The organism is Megasphaera sp. SW808 (assembly GCF_012027795.1).
Taxonomy (GTDB): Bacteria; Bacillota; Negativicutes; order Veillonellales; family Megasphaeraceae; genus Megasphaera; species Megasphaera stantonii.
In genome coordinates, this window is sequence record NZ_SJOT01000004.1 from 66,533 (window position 1) to 86,799 (window position 20,267).

20 protein-coding genes, 1 riboswitch and 1 other annotated feature are annotated in these 20,267 nt (G+C 55.1%); of the genes, 2 read left to right on the forward strand and 18 right to left on the reverse strand.

Annotation, left to right across the window (positions count from 1 at the left end; genetic code table 11):
- Positions 1 to 73 precede the first annotated feature (73 nt).
- Positions 74 to 598, forward strand: a complete 525-nt coding sequence (locus E0L13_RS02610) for a nitroreductase family protein (RefSeq protein ID WP_087477848.1) — start codon at positions 74 to 76, stop codon at positions 596 to 598.
- A 57-nt stretch (positions 599 to 655) separates the two neighbouring features.
- Here E0L13_RS02610 and E0L13_RS02615 read toward each other — a convergent pair whose 3' ends face one another.
- Genes E0L13_RS02615 through E0L13_RS02630 form a run of 4 tightly spaced genes read right to left on the reverse strand, consistent with a single transcriptional unit; the run spans position 656 to position 3,391 of the window.
- Complete coding sequence (locus E0L13_RS02615) at positions 656 to 1,426, reverse strand: serine hydrolase (protein WP_168060081.1); 771 nt, start codon at positions 1,424 to 1,426, stop codon at positions 656 to 658.
- Positions 1,427 to 1,428: 2 nt separating this feature from the next.
- Positions 1,429 to 1,908, reverse strand: coding sequence for a transcriptional repressor (locus tag E0L13_RS02620; RefSeq protein ID WP_095629772.1), 480 nt, complete (start codon positions 1,906 to 1,908; stop codon positions 1,429 to 1,431).
- A 12-nt stretch (positions 1,909 to 1,920) separates the two neighbouring features.
- Positions 1,921 to 2,724, reverse strand: coding sequence for a metal ABC transporter permease (locus E0L13_RS02625; RefSeq protein ID WP_095629773.1), 804 nt, complete (start codon positions 2,722 to 2,724; stop codon positions 1,921 to 1,923).
- Positions 2,717 to 3,391, reverse strand: coding sequence for a metal ABC transporter ATP-binding protein (locus E0L13_RS02630; RefSeq protein ID WP_168060083.1), 675 nt, complete (start codon positions 3,389 to 3,391; stop codon positions 2,717 to 2,719). The genes E0L13_RS02625 and E0L13_RS02630 overlap by 8 nt, the downstream gene beginning before the upstream one ends.
- Before the next feature lie 156 nt (positions 3,392 to 3,547).
- Between E0L13_RS02630 and E0L13_RS02635 the strand changes: the two genes are divergently transcribed.
- Positions 3,548 to 4,456 (forward strand): metal ABC transporter substrate-binding protein, encoded by a 909-nt coding sequence (locus E0L13_RS02635; protein WP_168060085.1) that lies wholly within the window; start codon positions 3,548 to 3,550, stop codon positions 4,454 to 4,456.
- A gap of 47 nt (positions 4,457 to 4,503) precedes the next feature.
- Here E0L13_RS02635 and E0L13_RS02640 read toward each other — a convergent pair whose 3' ends face one another.
- The 14 genes from E0L13_RS02640 to guaB form a co-directional block, all read right to left on the reverse strand.
- Positions 4,504 to 5,076 carry a hypothetical protein gene (locus tag E0L13_RS02640; protein WP_095629776.1) on the reverse strand — a complete coding sequence of 191 codons (573 nt, stop codon included), beginning with the start codon at positions 5,074 to 5,076 and terminating at the stop codon, positions 4,504 to 4,506.
- Positions 5,077 to 5,252: 176 nt separating this feature from the next.
- Positions 5,253 to 6,701, reverse strand: coding sequence for a sodium:solute symporter family protein (locus tag E0L13_RS02645; RefSeq protein WP_168060087.1), 1,449 nt, complete (start codon positions 6,699 to 6,701; stop codon positions 5,253 to 5,255).
- Positions 6,702 to 6,845: 144 nt separating this feature from the next.
- Positions 6,846 to 7,062: a binding site (T-box leader), on the reverse strand.
- 99 nt (positions 7,063 to 7,161) lie between these two features.
- Complete coding sequence (locus E0L13_RS02650; protein ID WP_168060089.1) at positions 7,162 to 8,334, reverse strand: MFS transporter; 1,173 nt, start codon at positions 8,332 to 8,334, stop codon at positions 7,162 to 7,164.
- A 90-nt stretch (positions 8,335 to 8,424) separates the two neighbouring features.
- Positions 8,425 to 9,537: a secretin N-terminal domain-containing protein gene (locus E0L13_RS02655; RefSeq protein ID WP_240924639.1), complete on the reverse strand. Its 1,113-nt coding sequence runs from the start codon at positions 9,535 to 9,537 to the stop codon at positions 8,425 to 8,427.
- Between the two features lie 11 nt (positions 9,538 to 9,548).
- The gene (locus E0L13_RS02660; RefSeq protein ID WP_168060091.1) at positions 9,549 to 10,001 is read right to left on the reverse strand and encodes a hypothetical protein; all 453 of its coding nucleotides are present in this window, start codon (positions 9,999 to 10,001) and stop codon (positions 9,549 to 9,551) included.
- 85 nt (positions 10,002 to 10,086) lie between these two features.
- Complete coding sequence (gene galE / locus E0L13_RS02665; RefSeq protein WP_168060093.1) at positions 10,087 to 11,082, reverse strand: UDP-glucose 4-epimerase GalE; 996 nt, start codon at positions 11,080 to 11,082, stop codon at positions 10,087 to 10,089.
- A 1-nt stretch (position 11,083) separates the two neighbouring features.
- Complete coding sequence (locus E0L13_RS02670; RefSeq protein ID WP_168060095.1) at positions 11,084 to 12,523, reverse strand: glucose-6-phosphate isomerase; 1,440 nt, start codon at positions 12,521 to 12,523, stop codon at positions 11,084 to 11,086.
- Positions 12,524 to 12,757: 234 nt separating this feature from the next.
- Positions 12,758 to 14,146 (reverse strand): sodium:alanine symporter family protein, encoded by a 1,389-nt coding sequence (locus tag E0L13_RS02675; RefSeq protein WP_168060097.1) that lies wholly within the window; start codon positions 14,144 to 14,146, stop codon positions 12,758 to 12,760.
- A gap of 109 nt (positions 14,147 to 14,255) precedes the next feature.
- A riboswitch (glycine riboswitch) is annotated at positions 14,256 to 14,348 on the reverse strand.
- A 294-nt stretch (positions 14,349 to 14,642) separates the two neighbouring features.
- Positions 14,643 to 15,395 carry a 5'/3'-nucleotidase SurE gene (gene surE, locus E0L13_RS02680; RefSeq protein WP_168060099.1) on the reverse strand — a complete coding sequence of 251 codons (753 nt, stop codon included), beginning with the start codon at positions 15,393 to 15,395 and terminating at the stop codon, positions 14,643 to 14,645.
- Positions 15,396 to 16,646 carry a glycosyltransferase family 2 protein gene (locus tag E0L13_RS02685; protein WP_087477863.1) on the reverse strand — a complete coding sequence of 417 codons (1,251 nt, stop codon included), beginning with the start codon at positions 16,644 to 16,646 and terminating at the stop codon, positions 15,396 to 15,398.
- Between the two features lie 19 nt (positions 16,647 to 16,665).
- Positions 16,666 to 17,340 carry a phosphatidylcholine/phosphatidylserine synthase gene (locus tag E0L13_RS02690; protein WP_087477864.1) on the reverse strand — a complete coding sequence of 225 codons (675 nt, stop codon included), beginning with the start codon at positions 17,338 to 17,340 and terminating at the stop codon, positions 16,666 to 16,668.
- Positions 17,337 to 17,975 carry a phosphatidylserine decarboxylase gene (locus tag E0L13_RS02695; protein ID WP_087477865.1) on the reverse strand — a complete coding sequence of 213 codons (639 nt, stop codon included), beginning with the start codon at positions 17,973 to 17,975 and terminating at the stop codon, positions 17,337 to 17,339. Before E0L13_RS02695 ends, E0L13_RS02690 begins: the two co-directional genes overlap by 4 nt.
- A 14-nt stretch (positions 17,976 to 17,989) precedes the next feature.
- Positions 17,990 to 18,721, reverse strand: coding sequence for a WecB/TagA/CpsF family glycosyltransferase (locus tag E0L13_RS02700; RefSeq protein ID WP_168060101.1), 732 nt, complete (start codon positions 18,719 to 18,721; stop codon positions 17,990 to 17,992).
- Positions 18,722 to 18,742: 21 nt separating this feature from the next.
- Positions 18,743 to 20,200, reverse strand: coding sequence for an IMP dehydrogenase (gene guaB / locus E0L13_RS02705; protein ID WP_087477866.1), 1,458 nt, complete (start codon positions 20,198 to 20,200; stop codon positions 18,743 to 18,745).
- Positions 20,201 to 20,267 lie beyond the last annotated feature (67 nt).

Consider the following 20,267-nt stretch of genomic DNA (forward strand, 5'->3'; position numbering starts at 1 on the left):
CCGCCAAAAACAGATGTGGTATAATACATACAGACAAGTATAGTTATATTTCTATATAAAAGGAGCGATACGCATGAACGAAACAATACAAACCTTAATTTCCCGCCGCAGCATCCGCAAATACAAAGCGGAACAAATTCCCGAAAGCGACTTGCAGCAAATCCTGGAAGCAGGCATGTACGCCGCCAGCGGCATGGGCATCCAGCCCGTCACGATGGTCGTCGTGCAGGACAAGGAAACGATTGCTAAATTAACCGCCATGAACGCAAAGATTATGGGAACGGACAGCGACCCCATGTACGGCGCGCCGACCATCGTCGTCGTATTGGCCGACATGGAAAAATCGGCCAACGCATGGTCCGACGGCTGCCTGGTCATGGGCAACCTCATGAATGCCGCCGCCTCCTTAGGCATCGGCTCGTGCTGGATCAACCGGGCCAAGGAAGAATTTGAATCAGCCGAAGGCAAAGCGCTGCTCCGCCAGTGGAACCTGCCGGAACACCTCGTAGGAGTCGGCCACTGCATCCTCGGCTACGCCGACGGCCCTGTGCCGGCAGCAAAACCGCGCAAGGCCGACTTCGTAACTTACGTCCGCTAATTTCATACCGTTAAAAAAACTGCAGCAATGCCCTATGCGCCGGCACTGCTGCAGTTTTTATATTTCATCATATAGGAAGCGCGCCAAATACGACATATCGTAAATGGCCTGGGCTTCATGGACTATCCCGTCGGCCATGAGGCAGCACACATAGGGCCGGCCCTGCTTCCAGACGAGGCCGCAGTCATGATATATGCCGTCCAGCTCGCCTGTCTTATGCTCTACCGCCACGGTATTGGGAATTTGCGCCGGCAAAATGCAGTTATCCTCCTGCTGGGCCAGGATAGCCCGCATCGCCTCGTCGCGCCGCCCGTCGACGCAGGTCCCGGAGGCCAGGCGCAGAAACAAGCGCCCCATATCGCCGGGAGACGTCACGTTTTCTTTCCCCTGGCGGGCCGCCTCGAAATCCATCATCTTGCGCCGCAGCAGCGTATGCTCCATGCCCTGCCGCCGAATTTCCTCGTTAATGGCGTCGAAGCCCAGCACATCGATGAGCATATTCGTACACGTGTTGTCGCTTTCGACGATCATGTGAAACACCAGCGTACGAAGAGATACTTCCGTCCCCTCCGGCAGGCCGTAAAACGAACCGCCTTCGACGCCGCCGTAAACGGGATAAGTTGTATCAAAGGACAACTGTCCCTCTTTTTCCTGACGGAAGACGCAGGCCATGATGGGTACCTTGATCAAGCTGGCCGACGGCATGACCCGGTCGCGATAGAAAAAGTCGTCGCCGCCATCCAGAGGACGGCAGTACACGGACACAGCGGCCTTGTCCTGCCAATGCGTTTCTATATAGTTCTCCAGCCGTTCTTTGCATAAGGCCACATCTACTCCTCCTTCGCCGTCTTTATCGTTTTTTCTCCGCTAGGCGCAAGGCCGCGGCATTCCGGGCAATACCCGTACCATTCCAAATTGTGCCCGACAATATCAAACTGGGTCTTTTCAGCTAATTCCGCTTCAAACCCCGCCAGGGGACAGTGGTCGATTTCCACGATGCGGCGGCATTTCAGGCAAATCAAGCGGTGCCGATGGCCCATTGCCCGCAGGGAAAAGCCGTATTTCCGGGAATCAGGCAGATAATGCTTTTCCGTCAGCTCCTTGGCCGTAAACATTTCCAGTATGCGGTACACCGTAGAAAAGTTGATGCCCTGCCCTTGGCCGATGAGCTCCTGATAAATATCTTCCGCCGTCAACACGCCGCCGTGCCGGTACAGCGCATCCAGGACCAGCTTGCGGGTCCGCGTGCTCTTTAATCCGCAGCGGTGGAGGCATTCTGCACGGGCCTCGTTCTGTATTATGTCGTCCATAGCTGTACCTCCTTACAGCCGCCGGGCCTGCGCCGTTTCTTTATATGCAATGACGGCCAGCAGCATGAGTACGGAAACAATCGCCGTCACGCCGCCTGGCGCAGCGTCGATTCCGTAAGCGATGCCCAGGCCCAGAATAATATCTAAAAAGCTGAACAGGACGGACCATACCATAGTCCGGCGAAATCCCTTCCGCAGCTGCAGCGCCGTAGCTACCGGCAGTGCAATGAGCGAACTGATGACCAGGATGCCGACGATGCGGATGGACACGGAAATCGTCGCCGCGACGAGGACGGCAAAGACGTAGTTGATCAGACGGCTCTTTACGCCGGCGATCTTCGCCCCGTCTTCGTCAAAGGTCAGCATGACCAGCTGGGGGTACAGCTTGATAATCGTCAAAATCGACACGATGCTGAGCAGCAGGACTGACCATACGTCTTCCCGCGTCACCGTCAGGATACTGCCGAATAAAAAGGATTCCACGTTGGTATGCACCATGCCGGAACTGATAATCGTAATAGCGATGCCGACGGATAAGGACAGGATAATCACCAGTATCAGCTCGGCGTACTGGCGGAACCGCTGGCGCAGCACTTCGATGAGAATGCCGAAGACCGACGTAAGGCCGAAGGCGCTGAGGATGGGATTGGCGTCCAGCAAAAGGCCGATAGCTACGCCGGCCAGAGACGCATGGGATAAGGCGTCGCCGATCATGGAATAGCGGCGCAGCACGAGGAATATGCCGATGAGAGGGCATACGATGGAAATCAGCACGGCCACGATAAAGGCGTTCTGCATAAAAGCGTACTCAAACATTGCCGTCCCTCCCCATGTTGTCCGATACGTATTCACGGATATAGTCTTCCGGCGAGCAGAAATGGCCGCCGCCGTTGACGACGCGAAACATCTTCGTCGAATTCTTAGCGGCGAATTTCAGGTTATGCTCTACCGTCAGGACCGTTACGCCCCGATCCTGATTCAAATGGCGGATAAAAGGATACAGCTCCATCTGGCTCTTGACGTCGATGCCCGTCGACGGCTCGTCAAAAATGAGCAGATCAGGCTCGCCCATGAGGGCCCGGGCAATGAGCACCTTCTGGCATTGGCCGCCCGACAAGTTACCTATGAGCTGGTCCTTTAACTCATATACGTTCATTTGCTCCAGCGAGCGGCGGATAATATCCTTATCCTTATATCCCAAAATCCTGCGCTGGCAGTTCAGCACCTCGTAGACCGTAATGGGAAACTGGCTGTTCAGCGATTCAAACCGCTGGGGCACGTAGGCGCAGCGGCGGAAGGTATTGGAAATCGTGCCGCGGCTCGGCGACAGCAGCCCCAATATCAGCTTGATGAGGGTGCTCTTGCCGCTGCCGTTTTCCCCGACAACGGAAATATAATCGCCGTCCTGCACGGTCATCGTAACGTCCTGCAGTAAATAGGGCCCGTGCTCATAGGCAAAGGACACCTTTTCTAATGAAATCATAGCCGCTCCTTCTTATCATATAAAATACCTGCTCTATTATATAGTCACGAAAAGGAAAATGCAAGGCATTTGCATTTATTGACAAGGGACAACGGTTAGTGCTATGATACAGTTTATACTATACGTATATATTCCTATTTCAGAGGAGGATATGTTATGAAATCATGGCTTACAGCCTGTATCACAATGATAGCAGCGGCCGTGCTCCTTGCGGGCTGCGGCGCCCAATCCGACGGCTCCGTCCAGTCCGACGGCAAACTGAAAGTCGTCGCCTCTTTCAACGCGATGAAAGAATTTACCCAGGCCGTCGGCAAGGATAAGGTCGACGTCGTCACCTTGATTCCCGACGGCACGGAGCCCCACGATTTTCAGCCGACGACGAAAAATCTCAAGGAATTGAGCCATGCCCGCTTATTCGTGTACAACGGCCTGGGCATGGAGCCCTGGGCGGATAAAACGCTGGAAGTCGTAGACAATAAAAACCTCGTCGCCGTCGACGCTTCGAAAGGCGTCCAGGTAATCGCCAATACAGACAAGCACGATATACACGAACACGGCCGCGACGATCCCCACTGCTGGCTCAGCCTGCAGGCCGCTCAGACGGAAGTACAGAACATCGCCGCCGCCCTGGCTGAAGCCGACCCGGCCAACGCCGAATTTTACCGCGAAAACGCCGCCGCTTATAACGAACAGCTCCAGCAGGTGCTGGCGGAATATCAGGAAAAATTCCAATCCGTCCCGAACCGGCAGTTCGTCACAGGCCACGCCGCCTTCGCCTACTTGTGCCGCGATTTCGGCCTGACGCAGCGCAGCGTCGAGTCGGTCTTTGCCAGCGGCGAGCCGAGCCCTCAGCAGCTGGCCAGCCTGGCTGATTTCTGCAAGCAGCATAAGGTGAAGACGATTTTCTCCGAAACCATGGTCAGCCCCAAGATCTCGAAAACCCTGGCCAAGGAAGTAGGGGCGTCGGTCAAAACGATCCACACCATCGAAAGCGCCGAAGGAACTGCGACCTATATAGACCGCATGCGCGACAACATCGAACAGATTTACCAAAGCCTGAAATAGCAGACGCGCCGGCAGACAGAACAACAGCTATCTGCTGGCGCGTTTTATCATTCGCCATCAGGCTTCATCCATCGGCGCCGCTGCGCTTCAACGATAGCCCAAACGGCGTCGACGTCGTCGATAGCGGCGTATTCATATTCCCGTTCCCGTATGAGTTCATTAAAAAAAGCAAAATGAAAATCATGCCAATCTACAGGGCGTTTGTCGAAAAGAATCGTCCCCGACCCGTCGCCGTTTTCCCGCTTCTCCAAATACCGCAGGGTATGATAAAACCGGCAGACCAGGCGGCTGCGGTACACCGTAAGAATCCGCTCGCTCGTCAGCACGTAGACAATCTGCCGCCGCTGCCAGCGGCGATGGACCAAGCGGCCAACGCTGCCATACGCTCCTGCCGCTATAAAAGGCAGGCCGAATAAGGGCGCGACAATCCCCCACAGGCCCGGAACAGACAAGGCTGCGCCTTCCCAGCATAGGGCAAACAGAAAAAACAATAGTCCTATGGGAACCTTCAGTATATCCGACGGTTTAACCAGTTTGCGCCACGAGCAGCCCGGCTTGCCCTGCCACAAGATACGTTCCCCTTCATACAGCGAAATGGCCGATCCTTTCTCCATCGCCATCACCTCTTTCTCCTCCCTGCCTCCGACGGCTTCAATTCGCCGGAACAGGAATACAATCAGCACAATCAACTGCACAAAAATCCCTGCAAAGAGACTCGCTTTACAGGGATTTTTCATATGCAGGTTATTTAATTATACCATAGGACCTGCCGCGTGGAAACTCGCGGAACCTATCGTTAGTGCTGAGCCGGTACGGCCTTCGTCTTGCCGTCCTGTACGGCGGCCGGTTCGACGCCTTCCATGTGAATGGCGTTGCTGCGCGTCACGGCGCTGATGCCGACGAAGAGGGCGCCGCAGACGATCCATTCGGCATAAATGACATGCGGCAGCACGCGGACGGCCGGTACGAACATCCAGGCTACGAGAACGACGACCGAAGCCAGAATCGTATAGAAGGCGGCTGCGCGGGAGCAGTATTTCGGCGCATACATCGTCATGAGAACGATGACGCTGAACGCCGTCATGAGGCTGAGGCCGGCCATGAGCGTGGAGATGATGCCGCTGATGGTCAGAGCAAAGCTCAGCGTAAGCAGGCCGAGAAGGAATACGGAAATACGGGTGACGTTGAGATACTTGCTGTCGGACATGTTCGGGTCGACGAACCGTTTGTGAATGTCATGAGAGTACAGCGTCGCCGAGCTGAGAAGGAGGTTGCAGGCGCAGCTGACGTCGGCTGCCCAAAGAGCCGCCAGGGTAATGCCGGCCAGCCACGGGTCGAGGGACATGATGACCTGGGGCAATGCAGCCGTAGCCGAAATGTTGGGATATAATTCCGAAGCGATGACGCCGAGGAGGGCGCTGACGAAGCCGATCGGCAGCATGAGCAGGCCGCCGATGATAAAGCCTTTGCGGGCCGTATGCACGTCTTTTGCGCCGAGGGAAATCTGGATGATGCTCTGAAGGGACAGGTTAACCGTAATGAGGACGATAATCCACGTAACGATGGTCATGGGGCCTACGCCGTCGATGAAATCGAGGCCGTGAGGCATGGGCAGGTTCATCTGGATTTGATCCATGCCGCCGGCCATGCGGACTGCCAGTACGACGGCCATGAGGATGCCGGCGTATTTCAGGGATACGTTCATGAGGTTCGTAATGCTGGCCGACCACATACCGCCGATCAGCGTTACGCCGATGAAGACGACGGCGCTCATGAGCATCCCTGTCGTCGGCGTGAAGACTTCCGGCATAAGAGCGGCGAGGATCATGCCGCCGGCGACGTACTGCATGCTCATGACGACGAGCTGTACGATGATCTGGCAAATGATGCCGATAATCATGCTCTTCTTATCGTAATACCGTTCCAGCATTTCGGGAATCGTCGTGATGTTGAGGCTGCGGTATTTTTTAGCGACGGTCATGCCCATGACGATCGCGCCGATGCCCCAGGCCGTCGTGTACCAGCCGGCGGAAATACCGGCTTTATAGGCCTGTTCGGCAACGCCGATAGTCGATGCGCCGCCGACGGCCAGGCCGACGATAGAAACCATGATGAGCGGCGTCGTGAGCTGCCGGCCGGCTAGGATATAGTTTTCCGCCTTCCCGGCAGCGCGGTGCTTCGTGTACCAGCTGATTAAGAAAATCGTACAAATGTACAAACCTACGACAATAACTGAACTGTTCATTTGGGTTGCCTCCTAATGGATGATATGAAGAAATATAATAGCTAGATTCCCGTTTGATATAAAAAAATCGCCCCTCCATGAGGGACGATGAACTCGCGGTACCACCCTGCTTACCTGCATTCCAGAATACAAAAAGGGTGATACCCAAGGGACGAACATCTCCGCGGTACCACCCTAATAATCTCGAATCAGATCAACTCATAGCAATGTAACGGTCGCCATACCGGATCGGCCTACTGATTTCTGTTCAGCCTCACAGTTCAGGAAAGAACTTCACGCTGCATCACCTGCCGGTTTACACCGCCCACCGGCTCTCTGCGAGGGTATTTGCAGCCCTACTTTTTTCCGTCTATACCTTTATCGGGAACGTATATTGTGTCGTGATTTCATTATACGAAAAATAAGAAAATTGTCAATATGCTTTTCTGTAATTTTTCCTATCTTCCAAACGTTAAAGGTTTTACCTTGCATGAGCGGAAGAGCGGGCGGAAAATACGCGCCGCCGGCCATACCAATAAATGGCCGCTGCCGCCGGCAGAGACGCTAACAGGACAGGATAAAAGAAGGAAATCGGCAGGAAACCGAACAGCAGGCCGCCGAACAGGGGCCCTAAAGCCATGCCCAAATCGATGCCGATATAATAGGTGCTGTTCGCCAATCCCCGCTTCCCTCCGACGGCTACGACGATAGCCAAGGCTTGGCAAACGGAACACATCACGCCGTAGCTGCCGGCCATGAGCACCGCCGCCGCGATCATTTCCCAAAAGCTGTCCATGACAGCCAGCAGGAGGATACTTCCCGCCGTGCAAAAACAGGCCATAACGAAGAAAAACTGAAAGGATAAGCGGTCGAACAGGTCGCGCATCGCCGTCCGCAGCAGCAGTAAAGCCACGGCATAGGCTGGAAAAAACATACCGGCCGAAAAGGGCAGCCCCTTCGTCTGCACGTACTGTACCAGAAAGGACTGGGTAGCGCAGTACGGAATGGTAAATACCATGATGAGGAACGATACGGGCAGGACACCTGTATCGACGAACTGATCGGGCAGGAATCCCTTGCCGGCCGGCGGCAGCGGCTCGTTTTTATACGATACGAACTGGATAAGGACGATGATCGCCGCGGCGAAGGCCGTAGCGACGCAAAACGCCGCACGATATCCGAGGTGATGGTAGCAGTAAATCCCAACAGCCGGCGCCAGGGCCATGGCCAGGGCATTCATCGTGCCGTACACGCCCATGCCGGCGCCCATATGCTCTTTCGGCAGCATCAGGGAAAACCACGTCGACAGACTGATTGAGCACAGGGCAAAGCCAAAGCCGTTGATAATACGGGCCGCCATGACGACCTGGGGGCTCCAGGCGAAGACGTAGCCGAGGCAGGACACGATCAGGCACACTGCGCCAATACAGGATAATACATACTTTCTCATCCTATCGGAAAAGGCTCCCACAAAGGGCCGGCAGCACAGGGAGCAAATATTCATCAGGCCGCCGATAAGGCCCATCAGGGCCGCGCTCGCCCCCAAGGAGCCGGAAAATCCGGTAATGATCGGCGTAACTGCCATAGGGCTGGAAAAATAAAAGAATCCCGCCGCCAACAAAAGAACTTGGTCTCTCCGCTTTCCATCACGCATATGCTCTTTCACTCTTTTCCGTCATCTTGCTGCCAATACCACGACAGGCCGTTTTTCTGCCTTTATCATATTCCTCCCCATCGCCTTCTGTCAAGGAATCTCCTCCCGGACGGAGGAACGCAGCAGGATGACTACTTCCGTCTCCTTGGACGACGTATAATGGCTGCGGAATAATTTTCCCAGCAGCGGAATATCTCCCAATATAGGTACCTTGCGCAGGCTCTCCACGTCCTCCTTGCGGATAAGGCCGCCCAATACCAGCGTCCTTCCGGGCAGCATGCGCACGACTGTCTTGGCCTGTCGCGTGGCAATGCGGTAGGCCTTCATTTCGTTGACAAATACAGGCGTGCTGACTTCAGCCTCGATAGCCGCCGTTACCGTCCCGTCTTCGTGAATACGCGGCACATAGCGGAGCTTCACGCCGACGTCCTTGTACTCCGTCGTCGCCGTCTTTTCGCCGCCGCTCATGTATTCCGTCACGACGGGAATTTTATCGCCGATGAGGACGCTCGCCTCCCTGCCGTTCAAGGCGGCCATGCGCGGCCTTGCCAGTACGGAGGCCTTCCCCTTTTCTTCCAGCGCCTGTATCTGAGCAGCAAAGGAAAATCCGTCATGTCCGGCGCCGCCGCTCACGCTGGACCAATTCCATTCGACGCCGGCATGGCGCAGGGCGCTCCGATCAATAGAGGCAATCTCTACCTCGACGTCGACCTGCCGCGGCTTCATATCCAGTGCTGCCACGAGGTCCTGCACGGCGCGATGCTCCTGCGGCGTCGCACCGACGACGAGGGTATTCGTATCATCGTAGCAGCGGACATCCCCGTCGGGTACCATCGCCCGGACGGCCTCCTGCACGTCTGTCGGGACGGCGTAACGGAGCCGCCACGTCCGCAGGGATTTCGCACCGTCCCGTTTCTTCCCGGCCGTCATGGTCCGCACGGGCCCCTCTTTTTCATAATACAGGTTTTGACTGGCAGCAATGGCGTCCAGCGCGTCCTCGACGGTGACGCCGTCTACGTGCATGGTCATCGTCCCCTGCACCGTATCGTCGACGATAAGGTTAATATTGCCGCTGCGGGCCAGCCCTTCCAGCACGGAGCGGACAGGAACTTCGCGGACGTGAACGGACAAGGAACTGCCGGCAAAAACCGGCCCATACCATGCGACGGCCATCATAATGAGGATAAATCGGCAAAATTTCATAGTCATCTCCTTTACATGCTTACGGCCGCGCAGATTCCGTCTTTTTCCAGCTGCGCGCCATCTTTATATACGCTGACGACGGTATATCCGCCGAAGCTGTCCCCTGCGGCGCAGACCAGCGTTTCCCCGGAGTGGCGGAACAAAGCCAGATAGGCTCCATTATGCTCCATCGTACCGCAAAGGACGGGCGGCTCTGCCGCCGGTGCGGCCGCAGCGGGCCGCGCCTTTTCCTCAGAATCGGCAGCGCTCTTCGGCGCGCTGCCGGCAAATATATCAGGCAGGGGCTTGCGCCGCAGAGACGGCGCAGTGCCTTCCACCAACCTGCCTTCATGACGATCCTCTTCTTCATCCCTATCAGAAGCAGAAAAAACGGGAGGCGAAGAACCGGTATCGTTCTTCGTCTCCCGTATGATTTCCTGCCGTCCTGACGGAACGCCATCCCAGCCCCACCAGATACCTGCCAAGCAAAGCAGGATGACTCCATACGGGAGCCATGTGTTTCTGTGGTGAGCTGCTGCGTTCCTTACCAGATGCCGAAGGGCCGACAGATTACGCTTTATCATCGTATCCTTTCGGATGGCCGCTGTGCCATTTCCAGGCGTCGGCAATGATCGTTTCAATTTGGCTGTACTGAGGCTGCCAGCCCGTCAGCCGGCGGATTTTTTCCGACGACGCGACGAGGGCCGCCGGATCGCCGGCGCGGCGCGGGCCTTCTTCGACGGCGAAATCCCGTCCCGTCACGGCCTTCGCCGCCCGTATCATATCGCGCACGCTGAACCCGTGCTGCGAGCCCAGGTTGAAGGCCTGAGGCTGTCCGCCTTCCGCCAGATACTGGAGGACGCGGCAATGGGCGTCGGCCAAGTCGACGACGTGAATGTAGTCGCGGATACAGGTGCCGTCTTCCGTGGGATAGTCCGTGCCGAAAATCGTGATATGATCCCGTATCCCTTGGGCCGTCTGCAAAATAAGCGGAATGAGGTGCGTTTCCGGCGTATGGTCTTCGCCGATGCTGCCGTCGCGGGACGCGCCGGCGGCGTTGAAATACCGCAGCGCCGCATACCGCAGGCCGTAGGCCCGGCTGAACTGGGCCAGCATCTGCTCGATCATGAGCTTCGTCTGGCCGTACACATTCGTCGGGCAATAGGGCATATCTTCCGTAATCGGCGTCTGCTCCGGCTCGCCGTACACGGCCGCCGTCGAGGAAAACACAAAGTATTTCACCCCGGCCCGGCGTACGGCTTCCAGCAGGCAGTACGACCCGACGACGTTGTTGTCATAATATATCGTCGGTTTTTCCATGGACTCGCCGACCTGGCTGTGGGCAGCGAAATGCATGACCGCGTCGATGCGTTCTTCTGTCAAAAGGGCGCACACGGCATCGACATGATGAATATCTTCGACGACGAGGCGCACGCCGTCGGGCACGGCGCCGCGATGGCCCCGCGATAAATTATCGAGGACGACGACGCGGCAGCCCCGTTCGAGCAAGGCCCGCACGGTATGGCTGCCGATATACCCGGCGCCGCCTGTAACTAATACGTTCATATTAACCTTCCTGCAGTTTCTTCAAGCGGCCGCCGAGGAATTTCTTGTACACTTCCACGCCGGGCTGATTGAAGGCGTCGACGTTGGCAAATTCGCCTTCGTACGCAATGGACAAGCACAGCATAAACATGACTTCGCCCAAATGATAAGGCGTCAGTTCGGGCAAAATGTAGTTGGCGTTGGGACGGCCGTCGCCGATCAGGGCTTCCGCATTCGAGCTGCGGGCCGCTTCCAGGATGCTGCTCAGGGGCAAGCCGCTGAACGCAGCCAGCTTCGGATATTCGTCGTACATATGGGGAACGACGACGTCGTCCTTCCAGTTGGCGATGGAAACGAACTGGACGACCTTATCCCTCGGGCCCTCCTGGTGTTCCTGCGTCTGGGCGTGCATGTCCGTCGTGCCGACGGCGACGATAGGCGTGCGGCCGTAGTTGACGACGTTGCCCTGCTTGTCGAGGCGTTTGCCCAGGGATTCTGCCAAAAGCTGAATATACCATTCCGACAAGGATTTCAGGCTGTCCGCATAGGGCATGAGAACTTCCAGGTCGCGGCCGTATTTTGCGCCGGAAATATATTTCAGCACACTGTTCAGCAAGGCCGGATTCTGCCAAATATCGGGATTCTGGCAGGCCTTGTCCATATCCCTCGCGCCGGCTAAGAACTGACGGATATCAAAGCCGACCAGCGCGCCGACGAGGAGGCCTACTTCGGAGAAGACGCTGAACCGTCCGCCGACTCCGTCGGGAACGTAGAAAATAGGCCAGCCCGATTTTCTCGCCAATCCGTGCAGGAGCGTTTCTTTTTCGCCTTCATGAGGATCCGTAACGGCGACGGTTTCAAATTTGATGCCGGCGTCTTCCATCGCCTGGCGGACGACCATGTAGTTGGACATCGGTTCGATAGTCGAGCCCGATTTAGAAATGACGACGCCCATGACCGTATAGCCGGACTTCGCAGCGCTGTCCGTCTTGAGGAACTCGATAAGGCCGCTGACCTTATGGGAATCGACGTTGTTGCCGGCAAAGAAGGCTTTCGGATAGCCTTTGCGGGCTTCCGTGCTCTTGAGGTTCCAAAATTCGCCGCACTGCACGTCGAAGAGTACCTTGCCGCCTAAATAGGAGCCGCCGATACCGAAAAATACGACTGCATCGACGCGGTTGCGCACCTGGCGGGCCAATTCTTCCATCGCCATGACCCGTTCCGGATTGTTGATATTGCCTTCCACGATGTAGGGAAGCTGCGGGAACAATACGGCTTCCGGCTCGCCGTCTTTAGATAAATGACCTGCCATGATGCCTGTCCTGCGCATTTCCATGACCGCTTCGTGGGCTTTCGTATACGCCGGCTCCATGGCCTTGACGTCTTCCTCCGTCACCTTGCCCGGACCGTATAAATTCTCTACGTCAAATACAAAACCAGATTTTAAAGTAATCTTTGCCATACGTACTCACTGCCTTTCGAAAATATTGCTTCATAAAAAGTATTATACCATATATATAAGTAATCGTCATCATGACTAAAACGGTACTTACAGAAAACTTACAAAATATATGCATACTATTACGCCAAAGCAAAGGCAAACAGATAGCGCCCCACAGGGAGCCGTCTCCCCATGAGGCGCGTAAATTCCTAATGCAGTTGTACCATACCCCTATGATAAAAACCCTATCTTATGTTAATGTCCCGCCGTTACCTTCTGGTCTACGAGAGCCGCCTTCTTCGCTTCCTTTTCAGCAGCTAAATGAGCGTAATACCGTTTCGTTTCGGCTACGACGACGCCGCTGAGACCGATGAGGGCGATCAGGTTCGGCACGGCCATCAGACCGTTGACGATATCGGCTAAAATCCAGATAACTTCCAATTTGATGAAGGCGCCGCAGGCTACGAGGGCGATGAAGATGATGCGGTACGGCATGATCCCCTTGACGCCGACCAAGTATTCCACGCACCGTTCGCCGTAGTAATTCCAGCCCAAGATCGTCGTAAAGGCAAAGAGCGTCAGGCCGATGCAGAGGATGAAGCTGCCCCAGGCCGGATAGGCCTGCAGGAAGGCGGCGTTCGTCAGGGCCGTGCCGTTCAGTTCGCTCGTCCACAAGCCGCTGACAACGAGGACTAAGCCCGTCATGGTGCAGATGATAATCGTGTCGATAAAGGTACCCGTCATGGATACGAAGCCCTGTTCAGCAGGCCATTTCGTCTTGGCTGCCGCCGCTACGATAGGCGCGCTGCCGAGGCCCGATTCGTTAGAGAAAACGCCGCGGGCAATCCCGTTGCGCATCGCCATCATGACCGTCGCGCCGAGGAAGCCGCCGGAAGCAGCCGTCGGAGTAAAGGCACAGACGAGAATCTGTTCGATAGCCGCCGGAATTTGTTCGTAGAACATGATGAGGAATCCAGCCGCCGAAACGACGTAGATAACGGCCATAGCCGGAACGATTTTCGACGCAGCCCGGGCAATGGACTGGAGGCCGCCGATGGTGACAGCTGCGACGACGATGGTCAGGACAATCGCCGTATATTCTACAGGAACGTCGGCCGTAAGGCGCGTAATTTCTACAATCGAATTGACCTGCGCAAAAGTGCCGATGCCGAAGAAGGCGACGAGAACGCCGAAGAAGGCAAAAATGCAGGCTAACGGCTTGAATTTAGGTCCCAAGCCCTTTTCAATATAGTACATCGGGCCGCCGGAAATTTCGCCGTTTTTATCGACGGTGCGGTACTTGACGGCCAGCAGGCATTCGGCATATTTCGTCGCCATGCCGACGAGCGCTGCCATCCACATCCAGAACACGGCGCCCGGGCCGCCGGCATGAACGGCCGTAGCTACGCCGACGATATTGCCGGTACCGACAGTCGCCGCTAAAGCCGTACACAGCGCTTTAAAGCTGTCGATATCGCCTTCGCCCTGATTCTTTGCCGTAAAGATCAGCTTCAGCGCATGAGGAAGGCGGAAAATCTGCAGCAGGCGCAGGCGGATCGTCAGCATGATGCCTGTACCGATCAGCAGCACCAGCAAAGGCGGTCCCCACACAAAGCTGTCAATTTGGTTCAAAACGTCTACCATAATACCATACTCCTTTACACTGTTATTTTAGGAATAAATACAAAAAACCTGTCGTCAGCATACCTCTGAAGACAGGTCAAAAACAGCATAAAGAAATAATGAAATAATTGCGCTATTCTCTGTCCTTTTGCCTGAGAGATTAGATATCGTCAAGATACCCTGCACCTTCGGCGCCCATATGGGACTCTCCAGAGTCGTGTCCATTCACGGTCCTGCCTTCCGGCACCTGAGAGTTTAACTCCTTCGGTAGGTCTGCGACCTTCTCCCGTAAACTTCATCCACTCACTATGTGACTTGATTGTCATTATACGGCATACAAATGTATTTTGCAAGTACTAATTTGATGAAATAGGAAAATACACCTGTCTGCTCCCCATGTATCTTATTTAAGATTTTAAATACGTATCACGCAGTTTTTAAAAGTATAATACTATATTCCTAAGTTATCAAAAAAAGCCAAGAATCCATAATAGAATTCTTGACTTTTTATGTTTTTTTACAAACAGCTCTTTACGTCATCAATAGCCGCCATGGCCGTCTGCTGCCACCGCAGCGGCGTCACGGCGATGCGGCCGCTTCGTATGCAGGCCACGTCGCTGTTTTCCGGTGCCCCTTCCATATCGATATCGCCTACAATATGATAGCACAGGCTGCCGTCCAAATCGCGTTTTTCCGCTACGACGTTGTGATAAATCTGTACGGTCTGCGGCACGACGCGGACGTTGCCGAGGCTGATATCGCCGGCCGGCGGGACGTTGACGTTCAATATGCCGGGGAAACGGCCCCTCACGACGACCTTTTCCACTAATTCGTGAACGAGACGGGCCGTCTGGGCGCACCTCTTTTCATCCATGGGATACATCGACACGGCCAGAGCCGGCACCTGATAGTACGGCCCTTCCATTGCCGCCGACACCGTCCCCGAATACAGGACGTCGCTGCCTAAATTATAGCCGTTGTTGATGCCCGATATGATGAGCTGCGGCTTGTCCTCAGCCAAGAAGTATTCCATAGCCATTTTTACGCAGTCCACGGGCGTGCCGGACACGGCGATTTCGCGAATCCCCGCTTCATCGGTCTCTTCCCGGCAATACAAGGCCTTATTGATCGTCATAGAATGGGATGCGGCGCTGCGCTGGCCGTTAGGCGCAACGACAGTCAGCCTGTACCCGCAGGCCGCCAGCTCGCGCTTCAGGATCTGCAGTCCCGGCGCGCGGAGGCCGTCGTCATTGGTCAACAGAATATGCATCTATTTTTTATTCTCCTTTCGCAGCAGCACGGCGCTGTCATAGGATACAGCCCTCGTATGTTCCGTATGGCTCCATTTCATCTTATGGCGGTCCTTAAAGCCGAGAAAATTGACGGGAATCCAGCTGTACATGAACAGGGGATATACGACGAGATAGGCCCAGGATTTTAAGGGCACCTTGATCTGTAGCAGCACGATAACCGGAATGAGATACTGGACGACGCCGATGACCGTCCACATCTGCACCGGCACGATTTGGTACAGGATGTTGGTGTACAAGGGAATATACGAGTTGATATAGGCCATCAGGGCGTATATCGTCGACATCATCATGAAAAAGGGCTGCGACAAGGTAATGATGCCGTCGAGCATGCGGATATTCCCCGTCTTGATGCCGCGGACAAACAGCTTGGGAATAAAGCGCTCGCCGCAGTCGCACTGCCCCTGGGCCCATCGCTTGCGCTGCCGGCACGACTGCATGAACCCCAGAGCCTTTTCATCGTAAATGATCGCGTCGTGGGCCCAGCAGGTCCGCACGCCTTCCAGCAGCACTTTCATGGAAAATTCCATGTCTTCCGTCAGGCAGTCGCATCCCCAGCCGTACTTCCGCACAATATCCGTCGCGATGCACATGCCTGTGCCGCCGAGGGCCGTAGACAAGCCAATATTATATTTCGCCAGGTGCCACATGTGGTTGATGAGCCAGAAGGCGATGGCAAAGGTCCCGGCCACCCAGGTATCGGTCGGATTTTTAGCGTCCATATAGCCTTGTATGACCTGCTCGCCCTTGCACAAGTGGTTGTTCATTTCCCTCAAAAATTCCGGATGGACGAGGTTGTCAGCGTCGAAGACGACGAAGGCGTCATACTGCTTTTCCTGAGCCAGCATCTGCGCAAACATCCAATCCAGGGCGTAACCCTTGCCCACTTCGTCCTTATTCGTCCGCACCTTGACGATCGCGCCGTGTTCCCGGCAGATCTTTTCCGTATTGTCCGTACAGTTGTCGGCCACGACGTATACGTCGTACATGTCCTTCGGATAATTCAGGTCTTTCAGGTTATCGATCAGCTGCCCGACGACGCGTTCCTCATTATGCGCGCAAATTACGGCAGCAAAGGTATTCTTAGGTGCTGCCGTAACGTGCTCTCTTCGCTTCATCAGGCCGAAAACAGCCAAGGTAACATAATACAGCGTATAAAATACAATGATAACTTGTATGGGTATCATAATGATATCCAATATATGTTCCATACGCGATCTCCCTAATATATCAACGCGCAGAAGCGGCGTTCATGGCCGTATTGACTAATCCAAATACGATATACAACAAGAAGGGCATCGTAAAGACGAGGTGCCAGTCGACGAAAACCAGCACGACGGCGCCAAAAATCAGAGAAATCGCCAATGCCGATTTATGAAGGACATCCGGGCTGGCCCCTTTGAAATCGGGATTATGGACCTTGCTTACCAGATGATACCCCAGGGCGACGACAAAAATGCCGATCAGCCACGCCGGCAGATGGACGCCGGAAATGACGTACGTGGCGATGAGGCAGCCGCCGTTAGGAATCGGCATGCCCTGGAAATAGCCGTGAATGACGCCGGTATTCAAGTTGAAGCGGGCCAGACGGATACCGCCCAAGGCCGCGTAAATAATAGCCGGCACGACGCCGATCCAGCCCAATTCCTGCAACGAATAAGTGTAAATCAAAAACGCCGACGCCGCGCCGAAGGAAACTACGTCGGACAAGGAGTCCAATTCTTTGCCGAACTCGCCGGCAACGCCCAGGGCGCGGGCCGAACGGCCGTCGCAGGCATCGCAGGCCATGGCCAGCAGGATGCATATGCCGGCGGCGGTAAACATGCCATGCAGCGTCATGATCATACTTAATACGCCGAACCCGAGGTTTCCCGACGTAAAAAGACATGGAATTATATTTTTCATTTGACAATCCTCCCAATGATAGTTTCTCCGCCGCGCACGCGATCGCCCTTTTGGACCAGAATTTCCACGTCGTCGCCGACGTATACTTCTGCGCAGGAGCCAAACTTGATCATTCCGTACAGCTGACCGTGAGACAAGGTGTCGCCCAGCGTTACCCAGGATACGATTCGCCGGGCCAATATGCCGGCGATAACTGTTACCAATATCCGCGTCCGATTGTTTTCAATCCCTACGGAATACCGTTCGTTTTCATACCCGACGCCGTCCTTATAGGCCGGCCGGAAGCCGCCGCACGTATACTGCTGAAAGTCGATCGTCCCGGCTAAGGGAGCCCGGTTGACGTGAACGTCGAAAACAGATAAGAAGATGACAATTTTTCTGCACTTCTTATCGAGGTATAAATCTTCGTACACTTCTTCGACGCTCATGACCTTGCCGTCGGCAGGCGACAGCAGCGCCGTATCGTCTTCCGGAATCGTACGATGAGGATTCCTGAAAAAATAGGCGAAATACAAGGCGAGCAGCGCCGGAACCGCCGCCGCGTAGGCATTGACGAAATACCCTGCCAACACGGCCAGCAGTGCCGGAACTGCGATGAATATATAGCCATCTTCAATTATAAGCGGTTTATTCAAGACATCACCTCAAATCACTTTGCACCTTTGTCCCGTTTTACGGCGGCGACAAACTGAGGCAAAGCCATCATGCGTTTGATTCTGGTCGGCTCCTTCAGCAGCCGGTAAAGCCATTCCAGGCGGTGCTCCTGCATCCACTTCGGAGCCCGGTCGAGACGGCCCGACAGCACGTCCAGGGAGCCGCCGACACCCATGCAGACGCAGGGTCCCAGCTCATACAGGTGGTCGCGTATCCATTTTTCCTGCTTGGGGACGCCCAGGGCGACAAACAGGAGCTGCGTGCCGCCTGAACGGATTTCCTCAATGATCTGCTTTTCTTCCTCGTCGGTAAAAAATCCCGAATGGGTGCCTACGATATGCAAATTGCCTACCTGTTTTTCCAAATTGGCCGCCGCGTCCCTGGCGACGCCTTCGGCTCCGCCGAAAAAGTACACCGGCGTCTGCCGCAGCGCCGCTTCGCCGACGAGACGGCAGGCCAAATCGATGCCGGCGACCCGCTCCTTAAACTGCTTCCCTATCTGCTCGGCAGCCCACAGCACGCCGGCCCCGTCGGGAACGACTAAGTCCGCGTGCCGCAGGATATCTGCCAGTTCTTCATCTGACTGCGCTCTCATGACCATCTCCGCATTGGCCGTCGCGATAGAAGCCGCCCTGCCTTCTTCAATGCATTTAAAGGCAAAGGCACAGGCTTCTTCCTTCGTGACGTTTCCAATGGGGACGGACAGGATATGTATCGTGCTAGTCAACGTATATCCTCCACCTTGCCCTTAGTTTACGCTGTAGTTCGGCGCTTCCTTCGTAATATTGACGTCGTGGGGATGGCTTTCGCGGAGACCGGCGCTGGTAATCTGAATGAACTGCGTGTTTTCGATCATTTCCTTGATGTTGTGGCATCCGCAGTAGCCCATGGAGGCTCTCAAGCCGCCGACCATCTGGAAAATCGTATCGGCAACGGCGCCTTTATACGGCACGCGGCCTTCGATGCCTTCGGGAACGAGCTTCTTCGCATCTTCCTGGAAGTAGCGGTCCTTGCTGCCGTGTTCCATAGCAGCCAGCGAGCCCATGCCGCGGTATTCCTTATAGCTTCTGCCCTGATAGATGACCGTTTCGCCCGGGCTTTCTTCCGTACCGGCCAGGAGATTGCCCAGCATAACGACGTTGCCGCCTGCCGCAATCGCTTTGGCCATGTCGCCGGAGTATTTGATGCCGCCGTCGGCGATGATGGGAATGCCGTAGCGCTGTGCAACTTTGGCGCATTCGTATACGGCGGAAATCTGGGGAACGCCGATGCCGGCGATGATGCGGGTCGTGCAGATGGAACCGGGCCCGATGCCTACCTTAACGGCGTCTACGCCGCATTCGATGAGGGCTTCCGTAGCGGCGCCCGTAGCGACGTTGCCGGCAATGACCGGGAGATGGGGATAGGCTTTTTTAATTTCCTTCAAGGTCTTCAATACGCCTTCCGAATGGCCGTGAGCCGTGTCGATGACGACGACGTCGACCTTCGCGGCTACGAGAGCATCCAGACGGTCTATCATGTCATGAGAAACGCCGACAGCTGCGGCGGCCAGCAGGCGGCCGTTGGAATCCTTCGCCGAATTCGGGTATTTCGTTGCTTTTTCAATATCTTTAATCGTAATCAGGCCCTGCAGATTGCCGTCCTTATCAACTAAGGGCAGCTTTTCAATGCGATGCTGGCGCAGGATGGCCTTCGCATCAGCCAAGGACGTGCCGACAGGAGCCGTGACCAGGTTTTCCTTCGTCATGATATCGCCGATGCGGCGGCTCATATCTTCTTCAAAGCGCATGTCGCGGTTGGTGATGATGCCGACTAATTTGCCGTCAACCGTAATAGGAACACCGGAAATCTTGTACTTGCCCATCAATTCGTTGGCGTCGGCCAGCAAATTATCGGGATGCAGGAAAATGGGGTCGATAATGATGCCGTGTTCGGAGCGCTTTACCTTGTCGACTTCGCGCGCCTGAGCGGCAATAGACATATTTTTATGGATAACGCCGATGCCGCCTTCACGGGCGATTGCAATCGCCATGGGAGCTTCCGTAACCGTATCCATGCCAGCGCTCATCATAGGGATATTCAGTTTGATATCTTTCGTCAGATTCGTCGATACGTCTACCTGGTACGGCAGCACGTCGGATTTCGCCGGTACCAGCAAAACATCATCAAAAGTTAAACCTTTCATACCAAATTTATCAGATCTCATCTTTGCACCTCTGTTTTGAAAAATATAAAAACCTAGGGAAATACCCCTAAATAGCTTATCCTTTATT